The following is a 16,508-nucleotide window of genomic DNA, read 5'->3' as shown; positions in this document are numbered from 1 at the left end:
GTTGCAATAATAAAATTACATTTAGGATGTCTATCCGCTAAGTAAATATCTAAATATTAAATGTAAAAAATCAATTGCAACATATATATCTTTAAATATTTCATCATATAATTGTTCAATAATTTCTATGATACTCAGGTCACATTTTGCTTTATTTATAATTGTTGACACTTTTGCTTTATAATATAGATAAACACTTTATAAATCTGACATATATAGACTAAATTATATATCTTTGTTAAACTTTTTTTGTGCGCATATATCAAAAATCACATGAGTTTAAGCTCAAAGTTATATATCTATAAAATAAGCTGTCCTCCAAATTTTATTGAGAACAGCTTATTAATAATTTTCCTTATTTTTTAATCATCAGCTACATTTTTATTATTATATGAATATACATTATACGTCTGCCATATTTGTTCTAAGTTTCCAAATATATCAGATATATTTTCCTTTTCCCTCATTCCAACTGCAATGATTAAAGCGTTTATTACCGACATTGGTGCAACTAAAGAATCTACAAATGAAGCCATGTTACTTTGAGCAATTAATGTATGGTCAGCTTTAGACGCTAATGGTGATAATAAACTATCAGTAAGTGCAACCACTTTAGCTCCCCTATCTTGAGAAAATTCTAAAGCATCAATTGTCTTAGCAGCATATCTTGGAAATCCAATTCCTATTACTAGATCACCATCCCCTACATTTATCATTTGCTCAAAAACATCAGAGATTCCATAACTTACAATCTTTACATTTTGTAATATTATATTTAAATAAAATCCCAAAAATTCTGCTAAAGCTGTTGAACTTCTAAGTCCTATTATATATATTCTTTTCGCTTCAAATATACTTTTTACAACATCTTCAAATGTGTTTTGGTTTATTTTCTCAAGAGTAGCTCTTATGTTCTCCATGTCAGCTTTAAGAACACCCTTTAAAGCATCTCCGTCTGAAAAATAATCATTTCTAAGCTCTAATCTTTGAACTGTAGTAAGCTTATTCTTTATAAGCTCTTGCAAAGCTTTTTGCAATTTAGGATATCCAGAAAACCCAAGCTCAATTGCAAATCTTACAACAGTTGATTCAGATACTCCTACAGATATGCCAAGTTTGGCAGCTGTCATGAATGCTGCTTTATCATAATTTTTTAATATGTACTCAGCTATTAGCTTTTGCCCCTTACTTAACCTTATAAACTTCCCTTGAATTAATCTCATTAAATCCTTGCTATTTTCATTATTTATTTCATCCATTTTTTGCCTTCCTGTAATCAAATTGAATAATCTCAATCTAATTCTATCATCTTATTTTGAAATATTCAATAAATAACTGATTTTTCGCAGAAATTATTCAAAATATGCAAGATTTTCTTCATCAACTTTCGCTATTGTTGATTATTAGCTTACAAATTATTCAAATAATCAATTTCATCTTGCTTTAATTCTCTATATTCCCCTCTTTTTAAATATCCAAGTTTTAAATCGCCTATAGAAATTCTCTTTAATGACAATACTTCATGATGAAGAGCTGCGCACATCCTTCTAATCTGCCTATTTTTTCCTTCGTGAATTCCAATCTCTACTGTAGAAACACCTTTTTCAAAGCTTAACACCTTAAGTTCTGCTGGAGCTGTAATATATCCTCCAATGTCGATACCTATTTCAAATTTTTGTATGTCATTTTTGGTTATTTCATCTGTAACTACTGCTATATATTTTTTTATTAGTTCTACTCTTGGATGAATTATTTTATTATATACTTCACCATCATTAGTTAATAATAATAATCCTGAACTATCATAATCTAATCTTCCGATTGGATAAATTCTTTCTTTTACTTTAACAATATCCAGTATAGTTGCTCTTCCCTTCTCATCTTTAACGGAACTTATATAACCTTCTGGCTTATTAAGCATAATATAAACCTTTTTTTCTTCTTTCTTTATGACTTTCCCTTTATATTCTACTATGTCTTTTAATGGATTTACCTTAATTCCAACTTCATTAACCGTAACCCCATTAACTTTCACTTTGCCCTCAATAATTATTTCTTCACATTTTCTTCTTGAAGCAACGCCGCAGCTTGCCATATATTTCTGCAATCTTTCTTCCATCTTTAAACCACTCCATAATATCTAAGTAATATTTAATTACGAAATCCATTGATAAAATTCTTTTAGGATTTCTAAAAATTTTCTAGATTAAAATTTTAAAATTAACCTATATTATCTTTTAACATTTTAAATTATATCTTTTTCAGCTATACAATACAACTTTCTCTTTATTTTATTATTAGTTTCAAAAATAATAGAAACGCTAATAAAATAGCGTTTCTATTATCTAATAAAAAGGACATTTAATAGTTCTATTCCTTAATATTAATTTAAACTACTAGAAAAATCCTCCAAAACCTGGTCCGAAGCCTCCAAATCCGCCGCAGCCTCCGCCGCAGAAGCATAAAATTAATATGATCCAAAGCCAGCTTCCGCAACCACCGAATCCACCACAGCCACCGAAACCACCGTAACCTCCTCCGTAGCCGCCATAGCCTCCGCCACAACCTCCGCCACAGCCGCACATATTACAGCAGCTAGGTTTACAGCATGTGCAGCAATTATTGCAGCAACAGTCATCATGAGAATGTCTTGACATTGTTAATCATCTCCTATTCTTTTGTTAATATATATTATTCTAATTTTATATTTTTGGTTCTTTAAGATTTAAAATAATATCTGCATCTTATTTTATAGCGTTATGTATCACTTAATATAATAACGAAATTTTAAAATATAAAAAAACAACTAGATCTTTTTAATTAATCTAGTTGTTTCACTACAATACTTCTAATTTAAATTTTTATTTTTTCTCGCCTCTTGCATATATTACTAATGCAGCAACTATAAATATTAACGGTCCTGCAATCATAGAAATTGTAGATACATAATCTCCTTCAATGGCTGGTTCTATGATTGTAAATATATTAGCAAATCCAACTACTAATGTTACAACAACGCCCATAAATACTGCAAAAGTTTTATTTTTGAATACTTTAAAAGGTTTTTGTATATTCTCTCTTCTTACAAAGAATATATATGCTACTGATAAAAATACATATGGTAATGTCATTGCAACATTTGTCATATTAACTAAGATTGCAAAGAATGCTTGTGCACTAGCTCCTCCCATAGCAATAACTAAAACCATTACTCCAACTATAATGGTTTGGATAAGCATTGCATTTATCGGCATATCATTTTTATCAATTTGAGCCATTTTACCTGGCCAAAACTTTGCTGGTGTTCCTTCTATTAATTGTTTAAGTGGCGCATATGATAGAGTGAAGAATGCTCCTGTATATGCTAAAAACATTGACAATCCAACAAATCGAGCAATCCAGTTACCTACCTGAATTGATATTGCATCACTCATTCCAAGTGCATTTCCTAAAGAATATCCTAAGTTATTCATTACAACATATGTAATATTGGCCATGTTTACATCTTTTCCTGAGAGGCTATGAGACCAATTTACAAATATTCCAGTTAAAAATATTCCTAACGAATATCCTACAGCAATAACTAATGCTGCTATTAAAACACCCTTTGGAAAAGTTTTTTCTGCATTTTCAGTTTGGTCAACAAGTCCACCAACAGCTTCAATCCCACCATATGCAAATAATGCAAAAACTAAGAATGATAATAGCGAAAAAGGAGTTTGATATGATGGATTTGGAGAATTAACAAAAGACATAGCTGATGTTATAGGCTCCTTAAATTGTCCTTTGTTTAATATTAATACTACAATCGCTCCTACAATAAGAAGGATATTTAATAGTGCAACTGCAGTTCCTCCAAGAGAGGTTATTTTAGTTATCTTGCTTATTCCTCTTCTTGATATTAAAAAAGCACCAGATACCCACAAAACTCCAAGTATTCCAAGAACCTGTGTTGAGTTTAAACCTAAAACGCCCCATTTTGAAGTAGTATCAACACCAAAGAAGGTATTTGATAACGGTATCCAAACGACTGTACAAATGTTTATCATCCATACTACATAAGATGCATACCACATAAATATTCCTATGAAGGCAAATTTAGGCCCTACTGATTTTTCCATCCATGAATATATTCCACCTTTCTCTTCTTTAAAGGCAGCTCCATATTCGGCCATCATGAATGCATACGGAATGAAAAATGTTATTCCACCAAATATAAACCATGGAATTGCACCATATCCCATAAGATAGAATGATCTTGGCATATTTGCAAATCCAAAAACTGATGTGAAAATCATTAAAATTAATGTTATTAGTGTTAATTTTTTTTGTTTTGTTTTTTCTGTCATTATTCTTACTCCTCATTTTTATATAAATATACACTTTTTTATATTACTATTGTTATTTTGTCAAATCAAACTACTGATTTTACCTGTTTTTAGATTAATATTTAAAATTTTTATGAATATATTAAATTTTTTAAACTTTGTTTTTCATATTTTAAATTGCGTTCTGGTATTTATAACTTATTATCATAACTTGATAGTATTTTTTCTTCTTAACATAAATATTGTAAAAATATTAATAAAATATTATAAGAATAAGCAAAAATAATGAAATATCTCACTAATAAAATAAAAACTATGCATAAAAGGAAAAAGTAAATTTCTTCTATGCATAGTTTTTAATTTATGAAAATTCGTAAATATTCATTGAATAATTATAATAACATCATTGTAGACTTCCAACTACTAAATCAGTGATTATCTTAAATAAGATTAACACTTACCGATATTTGGCACATTGGTAGGATCTTCAATTAAAGTAGTAAAATAATAATCATGATCATGCCCATCACAGCAAGAAGTTACTCCTTTTATAAGATGGACGTGTTTATTATTCGAAATATAAATAGCTGGTCCAGTTGTATCACAAATTTTATGAATATGATCACAAAAAGTATCTGTAATCTCCTCAATTTTATGAACATGGGTCACCCCATTTCTGATTGCTGGTCCAGTCATTCCAGCTATACGATGATTGTGTATATTACAATCATCATCCTTCTCATAATTTGTACTTGCTAGAAATTCATGATTGTGATTAGTGAATCTATTATTGTTATTCCCTCTGTAGTTTTGACCGTAAGTGTTGGCAACAGCAGGACTTACAGCATTGTTGCCTTTACTAGTTACACAGCCACAGTTACTCATAATAATTCCTCCTTAGGTTTATATATACTATATGTTATGTTGGATTTTATTTTTGTGTTAATAAAACCATAATCTTAAATCCTATTCTTATATCTTTCATAAAAAGAAAGCTATCTTACCAATAAGGCTAGATAGCTTTAAAATAATAAATATTAAATTAGCATAACTTTTGAGAAAATACATTATCTAAATTTACTTTTTGAACTCTTTTTCTTATTTCATCTATGTCAATGCTGTATAATCCTAATTCTTTCATTCTGTTGAAATAAACTGAACCAGCAAAAGTATATCTATCTTTTCTTCCTTCCCTAGTTCGAACTTTTTCATTTGTATAAGTTATTAAATCACCAATCGCAATCGATGAAGGCAAAATTAAAAGCGGCATTCCCAGAGTTAATCTAACGGCATTATGACCTGCTAGAGTCCCTGTACAAATAGCTTCGGTATGTCCTACAAATAATCCGCTCTTTTCTCCTGCACAGAATAAATTATCTACACCTATAACTCTTAAATCATTTGTCCTTGGGGCAACCGATAGATATCTAATTGAATTTCCTTTACTTCCAGCATATGGATCAACATATTTTGCATTTTCTAAACCTTTTATCTTTCTTAATTTATGCAAAGGATAATATGTTGTCATTAATTTTGCATGGCCTGTATCTAGCAGTATAATATTCTCGGCAAATTCTTTTAAAGCATATTGTTGGCAGACCTTAGTTTCTAATTTTTCATAATTAACATCTTCTTCAGGAACTTTTAAGATAACAACCCCTTTGGAATCTAATTCAGCTTTTATCTCTTCTGATAAGCTCTCTTTTGCTAACTTGCATGAGCCAGAAAATGCACCAAATATGTCATCTCCTCGTTCACCTTGAATATCTGAAACACCACATCTTTCACTAATGCTAATTCTAGGTCCAAATGATGGACATCTTAAAACGCACATAGAACATCCATTTCCATAGCGAAGACAATTTCCCATTGGCCCTGTAGTTCCTGTAGTTTCAATAAATACATCTCCATCTATATAGGTGCCGTCACTTAAATATACCCCTTTAATTTTCTGCCCATCAAAATTAATATCAGTTACCCTGCTCTCCATCATGAGTTCTATATTCAAGGATTTTAGATATTTACTTACTTCTCCTTCAATTTTATTTACATTGTATAAAGAAGCATGTTTATGGCCAGGAAAATCAATATTGCTATGAATAGCATTTCTATCTGTAATTTTTATTAAATCACCGCATCCTAACGCAATCAATTCTTCTGCTGCAGTATAACGCCCATTATTTCTCATTATCCCGCCTACATTACCAAGTCCTAATAGTAAATCCGTCTTTTCTATGACGATAACATCTGCTCCAGCTTTTTTGCTGGAGACAGCTGCTGCACATCCAGACCAACCTCCACCAATAATAACAACTTTCATATGAATCTTCTCCCTTCAAAAATATTTCGTGGATCAGCCTGCTCTTTACAAAATCTTTTTACTCTATGACCTGAAAATCTTGCTGTACATGCTCCACAAATCCCCTCACCACAAGACATTTTAAAATTATTACAACACGAAAGAGAAACATCATCTCTATTAATTTCATTTAAGTAATTTATTACATTATAAGTTAATATATCTGCTCCTCCTACATGAATATATTTCACACCATCTTCTAAGGCATCTTTAATTACAACTTTAGCATGATCTGAAAGTTTGCCTTTATCTAATAAAGATTTCTCAGTTGCTTTTAGTGAATAATTACTTAAAAATTCACTTACAAAATTTTCTTTGAAGGGGCTTGTATCTATTACTACCTGTAATTCGTTATCTTGAGAAATTAATTTCCTAATAACTGGTATCATAGGTGCTAGTCCAATTCCTCTAGCTAAAATTAATGCTTTAGTTTTATTCTGAGCTAATATATTTTTTATTCCAAAAATTCCATTCCAATAGGGCCCTCTAATTACTATGTTTTCATCAGCCTTTATATTTAGTAATCCAGTAGTTTTTATTCCCCTAATTTCAATAGCAATAGTTATAAGATCATTTTCTATATCACAATTCATTATTGAAATAGGAATATCAAAATATTCATTTTCATTACTTCTTACGAATACATAGCTTCCAGGTTTAACTAAATCTATAACCAATTTATGAGGTGCCTTAAACTTTACTATAACTAAATTGTTATGATAATTAATTACATCTTTAATAAGGCAGTCATAAGTTTTTCGGCCATCTTTAGCCTTTTCATTATTATTGTAAAATTCTTGATATATACAAACCCCCTTCCAATTTAAGCAATCGCAGAAAACTTTTCCTTGGCATTGAGAACAAATTAAACATTGTCCATATTCTGCAAGCTTACAAGGACAATATTCAGTTCCTGCATCAATACAATCAATAGCTTCTTTCACCATTTTCTTTCCTTTAGATAAAATTGTTTCTATTAATAGATTATTTAAAAAGATAGAATTTGCTACAAAATAGGATTAATTTGAAACTTTTATTTATATATACTTATTTTTTTTATAATAATAGTAGATAGTATAAAATTACTATCTACTTTAAAATTACTATACTAATTCTTTAACTGTCTTGCTTCCAAAGGCCACTTTTTCTAATACATAATTGTATATCTTTTCAGTTGTATTCCATCTATCTGGACAATTTAAAACTACAATAATAATGTCTTTACCATTATTATTTATTGATGAAACTAAGCATTTTCCAGCTTTACCTGTTGATCCTGTTTTAACGCCATTAGCACCAGGAATTCTCCACAATATTTTATTAATATTACTGTAATCCCTAGTAAAATTATATTTTTCTTTCGATATTTCTTTACTGCCTACAACTTCTCTAAATAAATCATATTCCATTCCTTTAGAAGTTAATAGAGCTAAATCATAGGCAGATGAATAATGCTCATTACTATCCAATCCATGTGGAGATTCAAAGTGCGAATCTAATATTCCGATTCCTCTAGCATAATGGTTCATAATCTCTGAGAATCCTTCTACCGATCCACCTAATTCTTCAGCTATTGCAATTGCTGCATCATTTCCAGACTTAAACATAAGCCCAAAAATTAATTCTCTTAATGTAATCTCTTCATTTTCTCTATATCCTACAGTAGAACCTCTAATGCTTGCTGCCTTTTTGCTGATAGTTACCTTTTTATCTAAATTTCCTTGTTCAATAGCAATTAGTGAAGTAAGTATTTTAGTTGTGCTTGCCATTGGTACCAATTCGTATGCATTTTGTTCGTATAAAACTGTCCCACTTTCCTTATCTAAGGCTATTGCACATCTTGCGTTAACCTTAAATTTAATATTATCTTTATTTTTGGCATTTACACTTATATTTGATATTTGAGAAAAAATAAGACCTAACAATATAACAGTAATGCATTTTATACCTTTTCTCATAATTAATCACCTTCTAAACTTACTATTTGGTTCTAGTTTACCTTTTTAATTATTTTTTAAACATAATTTTTAAATTTTTTTGTTTATTTTTTTTTGTTTGGTCAATAATTATGAAGTACAGATAACTTGGAGGTATCTTATGAAATTATTTTTTATTGTCTTAGCCATTATAATATTTTTATTATTCATGCCTATTCCTATTAAAATTATTATTCACTATTCTCCGGAAGATTATTATATAAAGATATATAAATTAACCATTATGTCAAAAAAAAGACCTCCTAAAAGAGATAGACCTGTAGTAAAAAAAGAACGTAAGTTTTTTTCAAATATCTATAAAAATATAAATTATAAATACTTATTATCAAATATGTATAGTTTAAATCTTAGATTTAAGCCCCTACTAAAGCTAAATTTCTTTTTTTACTATTCCTTAAATGACGCTGCACGAACAGCTATATTTTATGGAGCTCTCTGTCAAGTACCACCATTAATATATATTTTTCTAAAATTCATCTTCAAAATTAATAAATTCAATTTAAGAATAAATCCAATATTTGAAGATAAATTTTCACTAAGAATTGAGTCCTCAAGTATAATTTTCTTATCATTTGCGAACATTATATATATGACAATTATTATATTTAAAAAAGTATTAAATCAAGGGAGGTGACCCCTTCACAGGGGACAAATTATGTCGAGTGAACAACATGTTGAAAACTTAATGAAGAGTACTATGGAAAATCTTAAAGATATGATTGATGTAAACACAGTTATTGGAAAAGCTATTGAAACAAAAGATGGAACTTGTATAATTCCCGTTTCAAAATTAAGCTTTGGATTTGCTTCTGGAGGAAGTGAGTACTTGTACGAAAATACTACAAGTACAGTTTTTCCATTTGGCGGTGGATCTGGCGCTGGAGTTTCAGTAAAACCTGTTGCCTTTTTGGTTGTAAAGGAGGATGGAGTTAGAATGATACCTGCAGACCAAAATACTACTTGCGATAGAATCGTTGATACAGTTCCTCAAGTTCTAGATATTGTTAAAGGCTTTGTTAAAGATCTATGTAAAAAAAATAATGAAACTAGCGATAAAAATAATACCAGTAATCCTGTAAATAATTTTGAAAATAATACCACTAATAATGATAATGCTATTTAAAATATAAAATTATCAAATTGAAAAGGGAAATGTTTATAATGATTTACTCATAAACTATTTTCCTTTTTAATTATTAACTTCATTAGTATCTTACTAATAAATTATTTTAGTTCTTCAATATTTACCTCTTTTTCACTTATTTCCTCTTCTTGAACATCATCATCCTGACCAAATAGATCTAAGGATGGTAGTTCTTTCAAATCCCTTAGTTCAAATTGTCTTAAAAACTCGTCCGTAGTGCCATATAAAATCGGCCTACCTGGTACTTCTAATCTTCCGACTTCTTTTATAAGATCTTTTTCAACAAGTCTTTGAATCGCACTTTCAGATTTAACACCTCTAATCTCATCTATATCAACTCGTGTGATAGGCTGTTTATATGCTATTATAGCTAAACTTTCAATTGATGCCTGAGATAAAGATTGTCTTTTATTTTTCTTTAACAATTTCTGTATCTGCTCAGAATTTTCTGCTTTTGTTACTAATTGATAACTACCTTTTATAACAATTATTTTAATTCCTCTACAACTAGTATTGTCATATTCTTCAATCATTTCTTGAATTATAATTTCAATAAGCTTAGCTTTTTCTTCAAGATGATTTACTAGGTCTTGAATACTCAAAGGTTCACCACTTGCAAATAATAATGCTTCTATTGCAGATTTTAGCGAATTTTTCTTTTCATCGTTCATAAATGGTATTTGAATTCCTTTTCCATTATGCATTATCTATTCTCCTTTCAATTATTATGTTCCTAAAATTATCGCTTTGATAAACTTTAACCATTCTCTGTTTTATCATTTCAAGCAGAGCTAAAAATGTAACAACACACTCTAGCTTACATTCACAAGCTTCTATTATTTGGGCGAAATCACGAACATTTTCATTTTTTATCTTATTCATAAGATAGTCTAACTTATCTTCAATTTTATACTTATCCACATATATTTTCTTTTGAATTACATTATTTCTATTTTGCTTATTATTATAGATTTCTAATAAATTATTGTAGATATTATATAATTCAATAAGACTTATATCTTTAAATAAATCTATTTTTGTAACATCTTCTTTTATTTCTTCTATTATTTCTGGCTTTTTACTATATACCTCACCTGCACTAATATATCTTTCTTTAAAGAACGTGGAAACCCCTTTGATTTTCTTATAAACTATAAGCTTTTCTAAAAGAGATTTTTCTTCATCTTCTTCATCCTCTTCATCTTCCTTTTTATATTTAGGTAGCAGATATTTAGATTTTATTTCTATTAATGTCGCTGCGACAACAATAAATTCCGAAGTTATCTCCAAATCCATTTCTTTCATTTCATTTATATAATTTAAGTATTGATTGGTTACTTCATAAATTTTTACATTATAAATACTCATTTGATTTTTTCTTATTAAATGCAACAATAAATCAAATGGTCCTTCAAAATCATTAATTTTAATTCTTGGAAGTTCCATTATTATCTTCTACCTCCACCGTATATTTCACTCAATTCATATAATTAGAATTGATACTATAATATAATAACAATTTATATGATATAAAACAATAAAGTTTATATCTCTTTATATTATACATAAAAATATAACTCAATAAAAAGAAATTCTTCTAATTATTGAGTTATATCTCAAATATGTTTTATTCTGTTTAATAATAAAAATATATTATTAGATTTACGATGATTTAAACGCCTTTTTCAAATAAATTCTTAATATTATATTTTATATTATCAAATATATTGCCCTTCTTTATATTTCTATCGCAATATATTTCTACTTCGCCTACCTTATCATTTCCTAAATAAACTTCATATTTTCCAACTACATCTCCAACTTTGTATTCTTTTTTCAATTCATCAATGACAATTTTCTTTTCAAGTTCATCATTTTGTCCTTTAGGTAGTATAACATTTAAATCATCGCATGCCTTTGCCATAAAGAACTTATCGGTTTGTTTATCCATATATACTTTATCTATATCTTCATCTTTAGAGATAAGTTTTTTTCCTTCGTATTTAGAAAAACCATAATTAAGTAATACTCCTGCATCACGGTTCCTAATTTTATAGGTTGGAGCGCCCATAATTACTGACATCATTCTAACTCCATTTCTTTTTGCAGTGGCACTAATACAATATTTAGCTTCATCTGTAAATCCTGTTTTTAATCCATCACAGCCTTCAAAGAATCTAACCAATTTATTATGATTTACAAGCTCTATTGGAGATTTCCTGCCTTCAGATATAGTTTCCATATAAGTTCCTGTATATTTTAAAACTTTTGGATGCTTTAATAATTCTTTAGACATTAGTGCTATATCTTTTGCTGTTGATAAATGTCCATCTGCTGGTAAGCCATTACAATTTTTGAAGGTTGTATTCTTCATCCCTAATTCTTGAGCTCTTTTATTCATCATATTAACAAAATCGCCTTCTGTACCTCCAAGGTACTCGGCAAGAGCTACTGCAGCATCATTACCAGATGCTATTGCAACCCCTTTTAGTAATTCCTCAACGGTTCTTATTTCGCCAGTGTCTAAAAGCATTGTACTTCCGCCCATTTTCTTAGCATTTTCACTACAAGTCACTTTATCATCTAAATTTATTTTTCCGTTATCAACAGCCTCCATTGTAAGCAACATGGTCATTATTTTTGTTACTGATGCAGGCGCAAATTTTTCATCTGCATTCTTTTCATAAAGTATTTTCCCACTCATAGGCTCCATTAATAAAGCAGATCTTGCTTCTATATTCGTTCCACCAGATTGAGCTTTATCTTCTGCTTCAACTGCAATGACAGACTTAATTGGTAATAATAATACAGTAAAAATAAATATCAAAGTTAAAGATAAAATCTTTTTAATATTATATTTCATTTTCCTACCTCCTTTCAAAATTTAGTGTTACCATAAAAAGAAATTATATTATAAGTAATCCTAAATTCCTCAAGGATTTGACAGGAAAATAATCTTATATTTGATCAATCTACCATTTTAATTTATACATTCCTTTAACTGATTATTTTATATATATAATTCATATCTAATGTTTTTCTCATTTCATCAGCTAAAATATCATATTGACTTTCCTTATAACTTGACATGTCAAATGTTTTTATATTATCTGCACTTAATCCTTTTTTCTTTAAAAGTGCCTCAACTATTGTTTTGGCAATTGTATCTTTATCAAATATTCCATGAATATATGTTCCATATATATTTTTATTATTTACTATATTTTTATCACTCATGGTGATTCCCATATGAATTTCGTACCCTTCAAATTCAGCTCCTGAAAGCTTGTGAAATATTCCATTAACCTCTGCAAGGTTTCCTTTAATTCTAGTTCTCGTCTTTTCCTTTGCAAATATAGTATCTGTTTCTAAAAGCCCAAGCCCTGATATTTCTCCTCCTTGTTCGACCCCATATGGATCTTTTAAGGTCAAACCTAGCATTTGATATCCACCGCATACTCCAATTAATGGCTTATCTTTAGATATATGCTTCATTATAGCTGCTTCAAAGCCAGATTCTCTAAGCCAAATTAAATCAGCTATAGTATTTTTTGTTCCTGGCAGAATAATCAGATCTGGATCTTTTAGTTCATTGAGAGATCCTACATATCTAAGAGAGACTCCATCAATGCATTCTAAAGCATTAAAATCTGTGAAATTTGATATTCTAGGCAATCTAATTACAGCAATATCAATGATAGATGGTTTATTTTTTACCGAGAATCTATCTGTAAGACTATCTTCATCATCAACATCAACATTTAAATAAGGAATAACGCCAACTACAGGTACATTAATTGCATCTTCAAGCATTTTAAGCCCTGGCTTAAGTATTGATATATCGCCTCTGAATTTATTTATGATTGTTCCTTTTACTCTTTCTTTCTCATCATCAGATAAAAAAAGCATTGTACCTGCTAAAGATGCAAAAACTCCGCCACGATCTATATCTCCAACAATGAGTACAGGAGCGTTTACCAGCTTAGCAAGTCCCATATTTACAATGTCATCCTTATTTAAGTTTATTTCTGCTGGACTACCTGCTCCTTCTATTACAATAATATCATGCTCATTAGCTAATCCATTGAATGCTTCTAAAATATCTGGAATTAATTTAGTTTTTTGAGCATAATAATCCTTTGCGCTCATATTCCCAATGACTTTCCCATTTACAATTACCTGGGACCCTTGATCGCTTGTAGGCTTCAATAAAATAGGATTCATTCTTACATCAGGTGCAATTCCTGCGGCTTCTGCCTGCATAACCTGCGCTCTTCCCATTTCATTCCCATCATCGGTTATAAATGAATTCAAAGCCATATTTTGAGATTTAAATGGTGCGACTTTATAACCATCCTGCTTTAAAATTCTACATAAACCTGCAACTACTAAACTCTTTCCAGAGTTTGATGCTGTTCCTTGTATCATTATTGTTTTAGCCATATTTCTATCTCCTTAAGTACATTAAATAAATTTACTAGAAAAACCACCAACAAAATGAATTATTTATCTTAGAATCATTTTGTTGATGGTATTATTATATTACATTCCAATTAAATATGTTATATATTTAATTTATGAATTGCCCATTCTGCCATTTCTCTTACTTTTCCATGTTCATCTTTACATGCTTCATAAATACTATCTCTATATTGATCTTTATAATCATTTACCATTGCATTTATAGCATTAACTTTCCATTTCCAAACATCCTCTTTTGGTATATACCAAAACTTAGGCTGCATTACATTTTCTAAAAACTCGTAATCCATTTTTAGAATTTTTTCTAACGAAATTTTTTCACCTAATTCCTCTAAATTCGGGAATTTTTCTTCTTCTTTCCAACGGTTCTTATTCATGGGGCAGGCATCTTGACAGGCATCACAGCCATATACCCAATCTCCTATTTCTTCTTTACATGGCTGATTTGGCATATCTCTCCCTCCAAATGTTGTAATAAATGATACACAAGTAAAAGGATTCATAGTATAGGGCTCTGATAAAGATTTCGAAGGACAATTTTTGATGCACAGATTGCATTTATCAGAGCAAGGTCTTAAGTTTGGTGTTTCTTTTGCTTCTAATTCTTTATCAATAAGCCATGCTTCTAGATACACCCATGAACCATTTTCAGTATAGAAGAAATTATTTCTACGTACCATTCCTAAACCAGCTTTAAGTGCTGCCCATCTTAAAGCAGTTAATCCAAACTTTCTTTCAGTTTCTGCCCTAATTCCCATATCTTTAAGATACTTTTCGAATCTTAAGCTGTCTTTATAATCTTTAGATTCTTCGTCTCTCCTACTATCAACTAAGTAGTATTTTGCAACTCTGCCTTTTAAATGCTCTGGTATAGCATATCTGCTATATTGTCTAACACAAACAACAATAGATTTTGCCCATGGATGATTATCCTTTAACTGTTCAAAACGATAGTAATTTTGATAAAAAGGTTTTGTAACTGGAACTCTCTCAATCCTCTCATCAACTTTTTCACTATACCCTTCTATGTCTGATATCTTAATAATCCCACATTTTTCATATCCCATATCTAAAGCTGCTTCTTTTATTTGTAATGCTAATGAATTCATCTATTATATCATCCTTTCAACAGTTTCTGTTATCTTCTTTACATGCATATACATGTACTCAAACAAAATTTTTTTGTTTTAAAATCTATTATTATTTATATGTATATGCATATAATATCATCCTTCAAATTCACTTGTCAACCTAAATCTTATTAACTTCATTTTGTCAAAATAATATATTATTATTTAATTCATTTTAAAATTTATGTGTACTTATATAAAAAAGATATACAGCCTATAATTAGCCGAGTATCTTAAATATATTATTTATATAAATGCTCTTAAAAGAAAAGAACTCACAAAAAAATCCATTTTGAATTTATGAGAGTTCTTTTCTTTTAAGAAGCATACTACTCCTTAATCATTTTCGTATTATAACTTTTTTATTTTGTATCCTCTTTACCTTTAGTAATGAGATTTACAGCTTTAAATATTTCATTTTTCAAAGTATCAAAATTATCCAGGGCATAAGAATTCATCATTGAACCAAATGGATTCGTTGCTGTCCAAGCAGTAGCTAGTGCCATAATAGCAGTCAAAATAAAATCTGAAGAAAATTCTTTTCCAACTGCTCCTTTACTTTTTAATTCATCTAAATCAGCAATTTTTTCATTGTGAACATGTTCTCGTTCAACTGGATTATTAGTATTCCCTTCCAAACTGAACCATGCCATTAAGCGCATTAAATCCGGATGCGTCATTGCAAACTCGAAAACACGTACTGCATAGCCAGGGAGATCGTCAGGTGTGAATACAATATCTTTATAGACACATGATAAATGTTTTTGAAAAATTGTTGTAAAAAGACTTTCTTTGTTTCCAAAATACATATAGATTAAATTTTTATTACATTCAGCTATCTTAGCAATACGGTCAACTCTTGCACCAGAAATACCATAAGTAGAAAATTCCGCCATGGCTGCTTCCAGAATACGTTCTTGTGTTGCTTGTGAATTCCGCATTAAATCATCCTCTGTAATTCTAGATTTTTGGGAATGTTATCCCAATACGCATATTATACCACTTGACTAATTAATTATAAAGATTTATTATATAACTAACCGGTTAGTTATATAATAAATCTTTATA

Annotated in this window: 16 protein-coding genes; 2 read left to right on the top strand and 14 right to left on the bottom strand. The window is 29.5% G+C overall.

The window, feature by feature from the left end; all coding sequences use genetic code 11:
- Positions 1-362 precede the first annotated feature (362 nt).
- The 8 genes from CLOBL_RS23330 to CLOBL_RS23295 all read right to left on the bottom strand — a co-directional run bounded on the left by CLOBL_RS23330 (position 363) and on the right by CLOBL_RS23295 (position 8,645).
- Positions 363-1,259 carry a MurR/RpiR family transcriptional regulator gene (locus tag CLOBL_RS23330; RefSeq protein WP_009170729.1) on the bottom strand — a complete coding sequence of 299 codons (897 nt, stop codon included), beginning with the start codon at positions 1,257-1,259 and terminating at the stop codon, positions 363-365.
- A gap of 149 nt (positions 1,260-1,408) precedes the next feature.
- Positions 1,409-2,119, bottom strand: coding sequence for a pseudouridine synthase (locus CLOBL_RS23325; RefSeq protein WP_077861210.1), 711 nt, complete (start codon positions 2,117-2,119; stop codon positions 1,409-1,411).
- A gap of 277 nt (positions 2,120-2,396) precedes the next feature.
- The gene (locus CLOBL_RS23320; RefSeq protein ID WP_009170731.1) at positions 2,397-2,657 is read right to left on the bottom strand and encodes a hypothetical protein; all 261 of its coding nucleotides are present in this window, start codon (positions 2,655-2,657) and stop codon (positions 2,397-2,399) included.
- 204 nt (positions 2,658-2,861) lie between these two features.
- On the bottom strand, positions 2,862-4,349 hold the full coding sequence (gene yjeM, locus CLOBL_RS23315) for a glutamate/gamma-aminobutyrate family transporter YjeM (protein ID WP_077861209.1): 1,488 nt from the start codon (positions 4,347-4,349) through the stop codon (positions 2,862-2,864).
- A gap of 429 nt (positions 4,350-4,778) precedes the next feature.
- Positions 4,779-5,213 carry a YmaF family protein gene (locus tag CLOBL_RS23310; protein WP_077861208.1) on the bottom strand — a complete coding sequence of 145 codons (435 nt, stop codon included), beginning with the start codon at positions 5,211-5,213 and terminating at the stop codon, positions 4,779-4,781.
- A 157-nt stretch (positions 5,214-5,370) separates the two neighbouring features.
- Positions 5,371-6,648, bottom strand: coding sequence for an FAD-dependent oxidoreductase (locus CLOBL_RS23305; RefSeq protein WP_077861207.1), 1,278 nt, complete (start codon positions 6,646-6,648; stop codon positions 5,371-5,373).
- Positions 6,645-7,634, bottom strand: coding sequence for a sulfide/dihydroorotate dehydrogenase-like FAD/NAD-binding protein (locus tag CLOBL_RS23300; protein WP_077861206.1), 990 nt, complete (start codon positions 7,632-7,634; stop codon positions 6,645-6,647). Before CLOBL_RS23300 ends, CLOBL_RS23305 begins: the two co-directional genes overlap by 4 nt.
- Positions 7,635-7,790: 156 nt before the next feature.
- A complete protein-coding gene (locus tag CLOBL_RS23295; protein ID WP_077861205.1) occupies positions 7,791-8,645 on the bottom strand; it encodes a D-alanyl-D-alanine carboxypeptidase family protein in 855 nt (284 codons plus the stop codon).
- 139 nt (positions 8,646-8,784) lie between these two features.
- On the opposite strand from CLOBL_RS23295, the gene CLOBL_RS29180 reads away from it, so the two are divergent.
- On the top strand, positions 8,785-9,318 hold the full coding sequence (locus CLOBL_RS29180; RefSeq protein ID WP_077861204.1) for a DUF2953 domain-containing protein: 534 nt from the start codon (positions 8,785-8,787) through the stop codon (positions 9,316-9,318).
- A gap of 21 nt (positions 9,319-9,339) precedes the next feature.
- Entirely contained in the window at positions 9,340-9,807 is a 468-nt protein-coding gene (gene ytfJ / locus CLOBL_RS23285; RefSeq protein ID WP_077861203.1) for a GerW family sporulation protein, read from the top strand.
- Positions 9,808-9,908: 101 nt separating this feature from the next.
- On the opposite strand, the gene scpB is transcribed toward ytfJ, so the two are convergent.
- From scpB to CLOBL_RS23255, 6 genes are all read right to left on the bottom strand, one after another.
- The gene (scpB, locus tag CLOBL_RS23280; protein ID WP_077861202.1) at positions 9,909-10,532 is read right to left on the bottom strand and encodes an SMC-Scp complex subunit ScpB; all 624 of its coding nucleotides are present in this window, start codon (positions 10,530-10,532) and stop codon (positions 9,909-9,911) included.
- Positions 10,525-11,274, bottom strand: a complete 750-nt coding sequence (locus CLOBL_RS23275) for a segregation/condensation protein A (RefSeq protein WP_009170740.1) — start codon at positions 11,272-11,274, stop codon at positions 10,525-10,527. Before CLOBL_RS23275 ends, scpB begins: the two co-directional genes overlap by 8 nt.
- 226 nt (positions 11,275-11,500) lie before the next feature.
- Complete coding sequence (locus CLOBL_RS23270; RefSeq protein ID WP_077861201.1) at positions 11,501-12,691, bottom strand: D-alanyl-D-alanine carboxypeptidase family protein; 1,191 nt, start codon at positions 12,689-12,691, stop codon at positions 11,501-11,503.
- A 134-nt stretch (positions 12,692-12,825) separates the two neighbouring features.
- Entirely contained in the window at positions 12,826-14,271 is a 1,446-nt protein-coding gene (locus tag CLOBL_RS23265; protein ID WP_077861200.1) for a cobyric acid synthase, read from the bottom strand.
- Between the two features lie 119 nt (positions 14,272-14,390).
- The gene (locus CLOBL_RS23260) at positions 14,391-15,419 is read right to left on the bottom strand and encodes a 4Fe-4S double cluster binding domain-containing protein (protein WP_077861199.1); all 1,029 of its coding nucleotides are present in this window, start codon (positions 15,417-15,419) and stop codon (positions 14,391-14,393) included.
- A gap of 383 nt (positions 15,420-15,802) precedes the next feature.
- A complete protein-coding gene (locus tag CLOBL_RS23255; RefSeq protein WP_077861198.1) occupies positions 15,803-16,381 on the bottom strand; it encodes a TetR family transcriptional regulator in 579 nt (192 codons plus the stop codon).
- Between the last annotated feature and the right edge of the window lie 127 nt (positions 16,382-16,508).

This window comes from Clostridium sp. BL-8, assembly GCF_002006495.1.
Classification (GTDB): domain Bacteria; phylum Bacillota; class Clostridia; order Clostridiales; family Clostridiaceae; genus Clostridium.
This window is presented reverse-complemented; position numbering and strand designations above follow the sequence as displayed.

What these genes read in the sequence shown, in the direction of transcription:
- CLOBL_RS23325 (WP_077861210.1), bottom strand. Translation starts at nt 2,119, where the DNA reads ATGGAAGAAAGATTGCAGAAATATATGGCAAGCTGCGGCGTTGCTTCA.
- ytfJ (WP_077861203.1), top strand. Translation starts at nt 9,340, where the DNA reads ATGTCGAGTGAACAACATGTTGAAAACTTAATGAAGAGTACTATGGAA.
- scpB (WP_077861202.1), bottom strand. Translation starts at nt 10,532, where the DNA reads ATGCATAATGGAAAAGGAATTCAAATACCATTTATGAACGATGAAAAG.
- CLOBL_RS23295 (WP_077861205.1), bottom strand. Translation starts at nt 8,645, where the DNA reads ATGAGAAAAGGTATAAAATGCATTACTGTTATATTGTTAGGTCTTATT.
- CLOBL_RS23260 (WP_077861199.1), bottom strand. Translation starts at nt 15,419, where the DNA reads ATGAATTCATTAGCATTACAAATAAAAGAAGCAGCTTTAGATATGGGA.
- CLOBL_RS23275 (WP_009170740.1), bottom strand. Translation starts at nt 11,274, where the DNA reads ATGGAACTTCCAAGAATTAAAATTAATGATTTTGAAGGACCATTTGAT.
- CLOBL_RS29180 (WP_077861204.1), top strand. Translation starts at nt 8,785, where the DNA reads ATGAAATTATTTTTTATTGTCTTAGCCATTATAATATTTTTATTATTC.
- yjeM (WP_077861209.1), bottom strand. Translation starts at nt 4,349, where the DNA reads ATGACAGAAAAAACAAAACAAAAAAAATTAACACTAATAACATTAATT.
- CLOBL_RS23265 (WP_077861200.1), bottom strand. Translation starts at nt 14,271, where the DNA reads ATGGCTAAAACAATAATGATACAAGGAACAGCATCAAACTCTGGAAAG.
- CLOBL_RS23320 (WP_009170731.1), bottom strand. Translation starts at nt 2,657, where the DNA reads ATGTCAAGACATTCTCATGATGACTGTTGCTGCAATAATTGCTGCACA.
- CLOBL_RS23310 (WP_077861208.1), bottom strand. Translation starts at nt 5,213, where the DNA reads ATGAGTAACTGTGGCTGTGTAACTAGTAAAGGCAACAATGCTGTAAGT.
- CLOBL_RS23330 (WP_009170729.1), bottom strand. Translation starts at nt 1,259, where the DNA reads ATGGATGAAATAAATAATGAAAATAGCAAGGATTTAATGAGATTAATT.
- CLOBL_RS23255 (WP_077861198.1), bottom strand. Translation starts at nt 16,381, where the DNA reads ATGCGGAATTCACAAGCAACACAAGAACGTATTCTGGAAGCAGCCATG.
- CLOBL_RS23270 (WP_077861201.1), bottom strand. Translation starts at nt 12,691, where the DNA reads ATGAAATATAATATTAAAAAGATTTTATCTTTAACTTTGATATTTATT.
- CLOBL_RS23305 (WP_077861207.1), bottom strand. Translation starts at nt 6,648, where the DNA reads ATGAAAGTTGTTATTATTGGTGGAGGTTGGTCTGGATGTGCAGCAGCT.
- CLOBL_RS23300 (WP_077861206.1), bottom strand. Translation starts at nt 7,634, where the DNA reads ATGGTGAAAGAAGCTATTGATTGTATTGATGCAGGAACTGAATATTGT.